Source organism: Bifidobacterium sp. (assembly GCF_022647885.1).
Lineage (GTDB): Bacteria > Actinomycetota > Actinomycetes > Actinomycetales > Bifidobacteriaceae > Bombiscardovia.
In genome coordinates this window covers 711926-722441 of record NZ_JALCLM010000001.1, presented here as the reverse complement: position 1 = coordinate 722441, position 10516 = coordinate 711926, and the positions used below count along the sequence as shown (strand labels likewise).

The window sequence follows — 10516 nt, the reverse complement described above, 5'->3', positions numbered from 1 at the left end:
AGTTCTTGTTATCTACTGTGTTGAATGCGGATGGTGAAGACAAAGATGTGGTGATGGTATTACTCACAAAGGCTGATTTCCGTGATGTTTATCGGTACGTGTAATCCGACGTTTACTGGCAAGCATTGTCAAAGACTCTTCAATAACTTCTCGGGTCTGTTCTGGATCAATCATCGCGTCAATCTCACCCATTTCGAGAGAGAGATTCGCATTAACAGTACTTGCCTCATACTCTGCAGCAAGCTTGTTTCGCAGAGCATCGACATCTTGACCTGCTTCTTTGGCTTTTTGCATATCCTTGCGATGAATGATATTGACTGCTCCAGTTGCGCCGAGCACAGCAATCTGCGAAGTCGGCCAAGCAAAATTCATGTCTGCCCCAATCGCCTTGGAACCCATAACGATGTATGCGCCTCCAAAAGCTTTTCTCAAAATCACGGTGACCATGGGCACCTGAGCATTGGCGTATGCATAAATTACTTTGGCTCCGCGTCGAATGATTCCTGCGTGCTCCTGATCGCTTCCAGGCTTATACCCTGGAACATCAACCAGAGTGACCACAGGAAGGTTGAAGGCATCGCATAGTCTGACAAAACGTGCGACTTTTTCGGAGGCGTCGACGTCAAGAATGCCTGCGCTCACAGCGGGCTGATTAGCGACGATGCCGACAGGCTTTCCAGCGATGCAAGCAAAACCTACAACGGCCGATTGCGCGAACAACTCATGGACTTGTACGAATTCGCCATAATCTACAATGCCACGAATAACGTCTAACACATCATATGGTTGACGGTCATTCTCTGGAACAATGGTCTTCAACCGTTTCGCTGCTTCTCGTTCTGCATGACCCGACGCATATGCATATGTTGGGGCCTGCTGATCACTGCTAGAAGGCAAGTATGCCAGCACACTTCTGGCATAGTCAATCGCATCAGCCTCATCCTCACCGAGATAATGAGCGACACCGGATTTAGTGCTATGCACATATCCCCCGCCAAGTTCGTCCATACTAATGGTCTCTCCAGTAGCGGCTTTCACTACATCAGGTCCAGTGACGAACATATTGGAGTTCTCTTTAGTCATCACAATGAGATCAGTCAGTGCAGGGCAATATACGGCACCACCAGCACAAGGGCCTAAAATAATGGAAATCTGTGGAATGAAACCGCTGGCCTCACAAGTTTTACGGAAGATTCGACCATATTGTGTCAGCGCAGCCACGCCTTCTTGAATGCGAGCGCCGCCCGAATCAATAAGAGAGACGACAGGGACCTTCATATCCAAAGCCATATCCATCAAATGACAGATTTTGATGCCTTCGGCTGTACCGAGCGTTCCACCACGAACCGAGAAATCCTGCGCATATACACCCACTTTGCGGCCATATATTTCACCGAAACCTGTAATAACAGCCGATCCGGCCTTCCCCTTGGCAATATCGCCTCCTGCGAAGCGGCCTATTTCTTGGAAGGTATCAGTATCGAATAGCAGATCTAGGCGTTCACGAGCAGTATGCTTTCCTTTCGCGTGTTGCCTGGTGCGAGCATGCTCTTCTGCACCTCGAGCCAACTCAGCAGCCCTAATAATGGCTTCGCGTACAGGTTGCTTATTAACGTTCTCAGGTGTCTCGTCTGCCGCTGAGTTTCGTTGTGGAGCGATAGAAACTGAGAGGTCTGCTGGCTTCGAATTCGCCATATCGATGATATCGGTCATGCTTTCGCCTCCTGCTCATTGTCAGCGTCGTCGTTGCTCGGTGATGAATCATGGTCCGTTTCGGATGCTTCCTGTGTTGGATTCTTCTTCGAAGCAGCAACGTCTAATTTGACTAGAGTTTCACCGGGATCGACGCCATCGGCAACAGAAATCATGACGTCACTGACCACACCAGCGCAAGGTGCGTATACGTAATTTTCCATCTTCATGGATTCAAGTACAACCAGCAAATCACCTTTTTCCACATCTTGGCCTTCAGCGACATTGATGCGCGTAACCACTGCCTGCATTGTGGCAACGATGATTCCAGAACGACCGGAATCAACGTGTGAAGTTTGTTTAGCAACATCATGCAAACCATGTCCTCGTAATGGCTGAGTTGGCCTTCGCGCACCTCTCAGCGTTCCTGCGCCGGATCCCATACCAGCGAACATCGTTTGCGGAACAGCCAATTTCACTCGTTTATCGTCTACTTCAATGGTGAAGGTTTCTACGGTATCTTTACTACGGCTGTCTGCTTCCCCACTAACTGAAGCTGGCTGCCCTGTAGTGGTAGTTTTGGGCTCAACATTGAGGTAGTTACGTTCCAACCATTTGGTTGACACGTCAAAACTATGATCTTCTGCTGTGAATTCCGGATTGGTGAATATTTTTTGGAAGAGGCTCGCAGGAGTAGGTACGCCTTCAATACTCATCTCTCTGAGAGCACGGCGAACTCTCGCCACTGCCGCAAGACGATTCTGAGCGGTGATAATTACCTTACCCATCATTGAGTCATCTTTAGGCGAGACCGTATCTCCAACTTCAACACCTGAATCCACACGGATACCAGGACCAGTGGGCCATTGGATACCTTCCAGTGTGCCCGCACTAGGAGTGAGATTAGTGGCAGGATCCTCACTGGTGATACGCAACTCGAAACTGTGCCCGCGCGGAGCAGGAGCAGATGTCAGGATTCCACCGTCGGCAATGGTTAACTGTTCACGAACCAAATCCAGTCCACACACTTCTTCACTGACTGTGTGCTCAACCTGAAGTCGTGGGTTAACCTCCATGAAGTAGACCTTGTTTGCTGGTGTCACTAGGAACTCACAGGTACCAAGCCCCTCGTATCCCACTGTGTCAAACAGTCTGTGTGAGAAACCCTCGAGTTGTGCGATGGTATCTTTCGGCAAGAATGGGGCCGGTGCCTCTTCAACCAGCTTCTGATTTCTACGCTGCACTGAGCAATCACGAGTCGAATACACAGTGAAGTTACCATGTGAATCTCGACCGGATTGTGTTTCGACATGTCGAGCGCGATCGACGAATTTCTCGATGAAGTAGTCACCCAGATCACCGCCCTGCAAGGCATCGTGATTCATGTAAAAGGCACGCAACTCATCATCATTACGAATTAAAGTGATACCGCGACCACCACCGCCATCGGCCTTCTTCATCATCACTGGGTATCCACTGGTATTAGCAAAATCCAACAGGGTACGCATATCGCTGACGGGCTCAGCTATACCCGGAACTACAGGTACCTTCGCTCGTTCAGCCACCTTGCAAGCCGTAATTTTATCGCCTAAATCATCCAACACTTGTGGGCTCGGACCAACCCAAGCAATACCAGCATCTTTCACCTTGGCAGCGAATGAGGAAAATTCCGATAGAAAACCGTATCCTGGATGCAGAGCATCGGCCCCCGCACGATTGGCAACCTCGACAATCAGATCCTCATTGAGGTAGGTCTGGATGTTAGTATCTCCAGGCAACAAATAGGCTTCATCAGCCATCTGAGTGTATGGCGCATTGCGATCCTGCTCAGCATAGACTGCAACAGTGGCGATACCCATCTCCTGTGCAGTACGCACCACGCGCAACGCTATTTCTCCTCGATTGGCAATCAGCAGCTTCTTCATACAATCCTTTCCGAATTCCGCTTGTTGTAACAACCCAACTTGTGTCCACCGTGTGATATCGCTGAGTATCGGCTAATGACGACACTCTCGAATTAAGCGCTCATCTCATCAATGTCATCCAGGTAACACCCCAACGTCACCCGTGGTTACCGTGCGCTCAACACCGTCGTGGCATTGAATAACTAAAGACGCATCGTGCTCAATACGCAAAGCTCTGCCGACCACACTTTCTCCTGAAGCTAGGTTTGCTCGGACTTGACGACCAATGGTCCAGCTGTGTGCACGTACCTCGGTAAGCGCCTGTTCGGAGTAAGTATCAGGGTCAGCATAAAAGCTCGTAAGCCGCTCACGTAGATTGACACTGATGGCGGCAGCAAGTCGATCTCGGAATTCTTCATAGCTCGGCAGCGGTCCATATTCCAGCTGCAAAGAAGTTGCAAGGTCAATGGGTGAATCCGACTGAGACATGAACATATTGATACCAACACCGAAAATAACCGCTGAACTATCTTCATTAACCGGCACCAGTTCGCTGAGAATTCCGCCAAGCTTACGTCCATTAACAAAAATGTCATTGGGCCACTTCAAAGCTAAGACTGATTGTTCTCGAAGAGCTGTGGCACCACACGCAGTCAATACTGATTTCAAACCCTCATACACACACAAGCCAGCAATCATAGTTAGCCAGCCAGCATGCTGAGCTTGTAGCATCCTTTGTGGAACAGGCAACACCCAGGAAGCCATAAAAGACTCGCCTGGTTTGTTCGACCATTTGCGCCCCAAACGTCCTCGGCATTGTGTCTGCACATCAGAAGTTGCCACACTAACTGGAAGGGTATTGAGCTCTTGGGACTGCACCGTTGATTGCTCAGACATCGGACTATCTTGGTTAAACAACTCTTGGTTAAACAGCTCTCTTACCAAGGTGTATGCATCGTGATGATTGCCTAGCATCAGTGCTCTAGATAGCAATGAATTCGTCGAATCTACGCTATCCATGACCTTGATCGACGACACTGCTGCTGCAGTACGTGGCGCAGCAGCAGCCGAAATTTGATCATGGTAAGACATAGATTCAAAGGTATCAAGCACAGAATCCACGCAACAGTCAGCAGTATACAAATCCGGCATCGTCATTTTGTACAATCCCACAAAAAGCATCTCACGACCAACTTCTAGGATTGGGGCGATCGCTTACAAGTACCCTTGCAAGCTCGTCAACTCACAGAAAGCCAGCATTCATGACTGCTCATCGTTTCGACAACCGAGATCTCGCTCGAATAGCCATGTTTACCGCCATTCTTGCGGTATTCAGCTTTATTCGCATACCTGTTGGCCCCGTGCCTGTGACCATGCAAACACTTGCTGTGATGCTTGCTGGAACTGTTCTCGGACCATGGCTCGGAGCATTGTCGGTGTTACTGCTACTAGCTTTAGTATTGATTGGACTTCCTCTGTTAGGCGGTAACGGAGGCTTTGCAGTTTTCGTGGGTCCAACTGCAGGGTACTTGCTCGGCTTCGTCATAGGTGCATTAATAGTTGGGCTCATTGCTCATTCCGGTCATCATATGACCTGGTGGAAGACTGCCATAGCCTGCATCTGCGGAGGCATGCTGATCCCTTATATTTGTGGAGTACCTGTCACAGCTGTAATACTCGGACAAAGCCTGTCTAACACTGCGTGGAGCGTACTCGCCTTTGTCCCGGGCGATCTCGCAAAAATAGTTCTCGCCACATTAATCACTAGCGCACTGTGGAAAGCTTATCCAGCAGCATTCCCCGCTTCGCTGCGTGAACACCGGATTCAGCAAGCGTAAAAGTGTTGCCACAACAAGCACTATCAGTTTCACCTGCAGCAACGGAGAAATGATGAATTCAGTTGAAATCTCGTTTACCGACGTCAACTTTTGTATTGACGGCAACACCATTATTCATGATGTAAGTTGCCTGTTGCAGGTCCAACGACTAGCTGTGTTGGGTACTAACGGCTCAGGAAAATCAACGTTTCTCAGACTGCTTGATGGGCTCGAAAAAGCTAGCTCAGGAACAATCTCGATTATGGGTATGAATCCTGATCGCGATGGGAAACAACTACATAAACGTGTTGGCTTTGTTTTCACGAATCCGGACACGCAAATCATCATGCCTACGGTCCATGAGGATGTCGCCTTTTCATTGCGGGGCATGAAACTCAGCAAACAAGATGTCGAACAGCGAGTAAACGATTGTCTGGAATCGTTTGGATTGTCGTCGCACTCATCAACGCCAGCGCATAGCCTTTCGGGAGGGCAAAAACAAATGCTCGCTCTAGCCGCGGTGCTGGTTCGAGGTCCGGAACTCGTCATCGCCGATGAGCCAACTACGATGTTGGATCTTCCAAACGCACGTCTTATTGGAGATTACCTTGTCGAGTATTTGCAACGCCCAGTAATCATTGCCACCCACGATCTGGAGCTCGCATCTCGCTGTGATTATGCGCTACGCTTTGCCGATGGTCAGCTCGTTGAGCAAGGCTCACCAGAACTGGTCATCGAACATTACCGGCAGGATTGTTCGCAACGCTACAGCAAGCTCTCACCGCCTTCACTGAGGTTCGCTCAATGATTACTTCCCTATACCGTCCAGGAGATAGTCTGCTTCATCGCTGTCCAGCACTTTGGAAGCTGCTGGTGCTCATGGTGAGCGGCATATGCCTAGCACTCCCCTTCGCACGTTGGTGGTTCCTTGCCGCAATCACAACCTTATGCATTTCAGCGTTCATTGTTGGTAAGTTCGGTTTGAGTGAGCTCTGTCGCCAACTGTGGAGTGCGCGGTGGATTCTCGCATTTACTGTTATTGCCCAAGTACTATTCCAACCATGGGAACGTATGGCAGCAAACACCATACGCGTTCTTGACGTAGTATTGCTTGCCTCATTGATAACCTTAAGCACGCCTGTATCAGCCTTGTTGGATGGAGTGTTATCTCTGCTTAAACCGTTTTCGTTTCTGGGCGTGAACACAGACGGCATTGCTCTAGTAATCTCATTAGCACTGAGTGCGATTCCTCTAGTAAGCAGCAATATGCGAGCCGTCAAAGAGGCGCACATCGCGCGTGGTGGGCATGGTGGCGTAATGGCCTGGGCTGTGCCCTTACTGGTCATCAGTCTCAAACAAGCTGATGAACTTGCTGAAGCTATGGATGCCCGAGGGAATTAGATGAGCTAAACTCCCACTCTCAAGATGCTCGTCTCATATAAGATTCATATTCCATAGTCAATAGGAACAAGGAACCTTCCATGACCAGATTGTACTGGTGCTTAGGCAGTAGAATCAGATTCGATGATCAAGACAGCACGAGCAACAACCGCCGAAACTCAGATTGAGACAGCCATCAGCAAGCCAGGTAGGAAACACTTACAACACGTATCTGGTTGGGGCATAATCCGCTGGACAGTTGTAGTGATAGTTTGCGCATGGATTGCATTGTGCACAGCAGTTGGTCCTATATACCGTGCTGATGCGTCATTGACTAATTTTTCATGGCACAATGGGCTGTTGTTTGCGTTCAGTTTCTCTCTATGCTTTGCAGCAATCCTTGTGCTATATCAGTGGTCTCAACATTTTGGCAGTCGACGCAGTAGCATCTTGGGATCACCGTTCACAGTAATTTCTCAACACTTCGCTAGTTATATGGCGAAGCATACGAAGCTCAAGACCGTCGCTGAACGTTGCATCACAGTGATCATCCGTTGCACCGACCGATGGTGGAAAATAGCCATTATTCTGTTGATTGGTTGGCTGTGGGCCTATGTCACACTGCTCGTAGCGTTTGGGGCTGACGTGCGGTCACAAATCAACGAATTCAACCTTTGGTGGGCGAATATTCAAGGGATTCAACTCCCTTATAAACAGGGCTTCACACCGATGGATGTGTATCCTACAGCACACTATTTATGGCCCGACCACCCCACATATCTGACGAACCAACACAATATTGTGTTGACGATGGTATATGGAAGCATCGTTGCTCTGATGCGTGCTCTCACTGCTTCGGATGATGCTGGTTTGGTTGTGCTTGCGGGTACACAATACGTATTCGCCGCATTTTGCTTTTCTGCAACCGCCCATCGTATATTCACTTGTGGCAACCCCTATCAGCGACAGGAATATGCTGGCAAGAGTGACGTTTCTCATCACCACCGCAGTATGCAACCCGCTCCGGCAGGTGTGCTCCCACGAGTACTAGTTGTGGTTTTCCTGCTCTGCTGCCCGCTCGTGGTGTTCAGCACCATCTCGATTACTAAATCACCGCTATTCGCTTTTGCTTTCGTATGGTGGCTCGGCATTTGGTACCAACTGCAGCAGATGAAACGTCAAGGCTGCCGCAACCGCATTCCCCGACGACTTACTGTCGCGATGATTATCTCAACAATCGTCATGCTGATTTCAGTAAAATATGCTCTGTACATCGTCGCTTTCCAACTGGTCGTGTGTCTCATCGCTGACCGAAAACGTTGGAAATTTACTGTGACTGCTTTGGCACTACCACTCATTATTTTCCAAATAGCGATTACAACATTGGTTAGTACCGGAACAATCATCACCGGTGATCCAATAGAAAGCAAAGGTGTGCAACTTCAACAAATTGCACGCGTTGCGCAGCGCAACCCACAAGGGATTCCAGAGGATGCACGCAAAGCACTAGAACCAATTTTGGATCTCTCTGCTATGGGACAACAATATTTTCCAAATGATGCTGATCGTGTGAAATCTTCGGGAACCATCGAGAAAGTAACCACATATAAATGGCGCACAGTTAGCGCCGAAGATATGAAAGCTTTCAACAGCGCTTGGCTAGAAATAGGATTACGTAATCCGGTGCTGTACCTCGACGCTTTCCTCGCGAAATCTTATGGATATTTCGACGTGAACGATCCACCATATGTTTCCATGGGGTATTACGTCAATAATCACTATGTGCAAGAGAGCACCACCTGGATTAAGTATTGGTTGCACGACTGGCGTAACAATGTGGCTCAACATGCCACTAACTGGGGCAATACGCCCATTTTAGGTTGGGTCACCCACGGTAATTTCTGGGTAGTACTCACTCTGCTGCTAATGTGCACACAGCTACTTCTCAAACGTTGGGACTCACTCGCTTATCAATTCCCGCTGATATTAATTATGGGAGTTATGACCATAGCGCCAGCAAATAATTTCGAAAGACATATGTTGCCAATCGCATTTTCTTTCTTGTTTATCGCAATTGCTTTCTACCAAGAAACTTGCTTAAGAACAAAGCAAGTCGTAGACACAGCACGCAAGGATAAGCTAGGTATATGAGTCGCAGCAAATCATCTAAGTCAAAGGAACGTTCTAGCGCAGGAACGTTGGCGAAAGTTGCCCATGACGCTGTGGCACTGTTTAACCCTGAATTGCGTCGCTCGGCAGAAGGCAAGGACGACGCGCACAACGATCATAATGCCGTCGCTGACAAGTCCGACAAGGCTGACAAGGCCAACAAGCAAACTAGCTCGCATTCTTCAAGCGAACATTCAAATACCAAACGACGTCGAAGCAAACGGAATACTGAATCAGCAGAGCGAAGTACTGCAAGTACAGAAACCGTCGAATCTGAACTCGACAAAGTCGTGTCTCTGAGCGACACACAACAAGTTGCTGAGAAGATGAGCTTACAAACTCAGCATCATTCATCAGTGTCGTTACCTGATGGGGTTCAACAGGCAGTAGACAAAGCTTTGCAGCACCTTGACCGCGATTTGGCGTGGCATAGCAATCTCAGCGAGCAGGATAAGCAACTGCTCAACCTCATTATTGAAACAGCCGTTGCAGATTTTCTTGCGTGGATGAAGGAATATCGGCATAGCGCAGATGCCTCACAAGGTCCACGACCTTCGACCGATCACATTTTTTTTGTTGCTCCTCTGGAATTCACCAAAGCTATTAGTCTGAAGCAGGCTCTTGAAGTCACCAGACTTATTGTGGATATTCTCGAGCGCAACATTTCAGGCTTCAGCGATCCCGAAAATGAGCAGGAAATTCGTAATGGCATGTTGTATTATGCGCGAGAAGTCGCATTCTCAGCAGCATCCGTCTATGCAACCTCCGCAGAGGCTCGCGGAGACTGGGATACACGCATTGAAACTCTGACCATCGAGGATCTTATTGACAATGTGACTGATCACCATGTCACCTCACGCATGGGAATGCTCGGTTGGACCAGTGACTACCACTGTTTCGCAGTAGTTGGCAAACTAGCCGATGGCAGAGAGTTGGAGTCAGGCTTAGTCCAGAGACGTATCCGCGGCACAATTCGCGCTCAAGGTGGAGAGTGCCTACTGTCTAACCATGACGGTCTGCTGGTCATATTGGTTGATCCGCGAGCTAAAGGTTCACCAGAAGAATTTTTAGAACCACTAATACGATATTTTGACGATGGCCCACTCTGTCTTGGACCTTTGCGGCATCAAGTTGCAGGAGCCGCAGATACTATTCGAGCTGCCTTAATCACCTATCAAACTGCCCCTGCTATGTCTGTGTTAAGTGAAGCAACTGGAATTCCACGACCACTTCGCGCTGATGATGTATTACCCGAACGTGCACTGTTCGGCGATGTGACAGCTCGGCAGGAACTATATACGTCTGTATATGCAAGTCTGCGAGGAGACGATCCAGAAAATTCTTTGCTAAAAACTCTGAGCACTTTTTTACTCTCTGGAAGTTCCTTGGAGATAACCGCCCGAGAGTTGAACGTCCATCCTAATACGGTGCGTTATCGCTTAAAACGTTCAATTGAAATCACCGGTTGGGATCCTATGAATCCGCGCGAAGCTTATGTACTGCTGACCGCAGTAAAGATTGGTTTGATTGAAGATTCACACGAATAGCTGCACT

General features: G+C 48.7%; 8 protein-coding genes. 5 read left to right on the top strand and 3 right to left on the bottom strand.

Annotated elements, in window-relative coordinates; genetic code table 11:
* Positions 1–63 precede the first annotated feature (63 nt).
* The 3 genes from LKI20_RS02935 to LKI20_RS02925 all read right to left on the bottom strand — a co-directional run bounded on the left by LKI20_RS02935 (position 64) and on the right by LKI20_RS02925 (position 4769).
* Positions 64–1713, bottom strand: coding sequence for an acyl-CoA carboxylase subunit beta (locus LKI20_RS02935; RefSeq protein WP_291769648.1), 1650 nt, complete (start codon positions 1711–1713; stop codon positions 64–66).
* Positions 1710–3617 (bottom strand): biotin carboxylase N-terminal domain-containing protein, encoded by a 1908-nt coding sequence (locus LKI20_RS02930; protein WP_291769645.1) that lies wholly within the window; start codon positions 3615–3617, stop codon positions 1710–1712. Before LKI20_RS02930 ends, LKI20_RS02935 begins: the two co-directional genes overlap by 4 nt.
* 114 nt (positions 3618–3731) lie before the next feature.
* Positions 3732–4769 (bottom strand): biotin--[acetyl-CoA-carboxylase] ligase, encoded by a 1038-nt coding sequence (locus LKI20_RS02925; protein WP_291769642.1) that lies wholly within the window; start codon positions 4767–4769, stop codon positions 3732–3734.
* Between the two features lie 89 nt (positions 4770–4858).
* Here LKI20_RS02925 and LKI20_RS02920 point away from each other — a divergent pair, with 89 nt between their 5' ends.
* The 5 genes from LKI20_RS02920 to LKI20_RS02900 all read left to right on the top strand — a co-directional run bounded on the left by LKI20_RS02920 (position 4859) and on the right by LKI20_RS02900 (position 10509).
* Positions 4859–5434 carry a biotin transporter BioY gene (locus LKI20_RS02920; RefSeq protein WP_291769639.1) on the top strand — a complete coding sequence of 192 codons (576 nt, stop codon included), beginning with the start codon at positions 4859–4861 and terminating at the stop codon, positions 5432–5434.
* 49 nt (positions 5435–5483) lie between these two features.
* Entirely contained in the window at positions 5484–6221 is a 738-nt protein-coding gene (locus LKI20_RS02915; RefSeq protein WP_291769636.1) for an energy-coupling factor ABC transporter ATP-binding protein, read from the top strand.
* Entirely contained in the window at positions 6218–6814 is a 597-nt protein-coding gene (locus LKI20_RS02910; protein ID WP_291769633.1) for an energy-coupling factor transporter transmembrane component T family protein, read from the top strand. The genes LKI20_RS02915 and LKI20_RS02910 overlap by 4 nt, the downstream gene beginning before the upstream one ends.
* Before the next feature lie 123 nt (positions 6815–6937).
* Entirely contained in the window at positions 6938–8944 is a 2007-nt protein-coding gene (locus tag LKI20_RS02905; protein ID WP_291769631.1) for a DUF6020 family protein, read from the top strand.
* Positions 8941–10509, top strand: a complete 1569-nt coding sequence (locus LKI20_RS02900; RefSeq protein ID WP_291769628.1) for a PucR family transcriptional regulator — start codon at positions 8941–8943, stop codon at positions 10507–10509. The genes LKI20_RS02905 and LKI20_RS02900 overlap by 4 nt, the downstream gene beginning before the upstream one ends.
* Positions 10510–10516 lie beyond the last annotated feature (7 nt).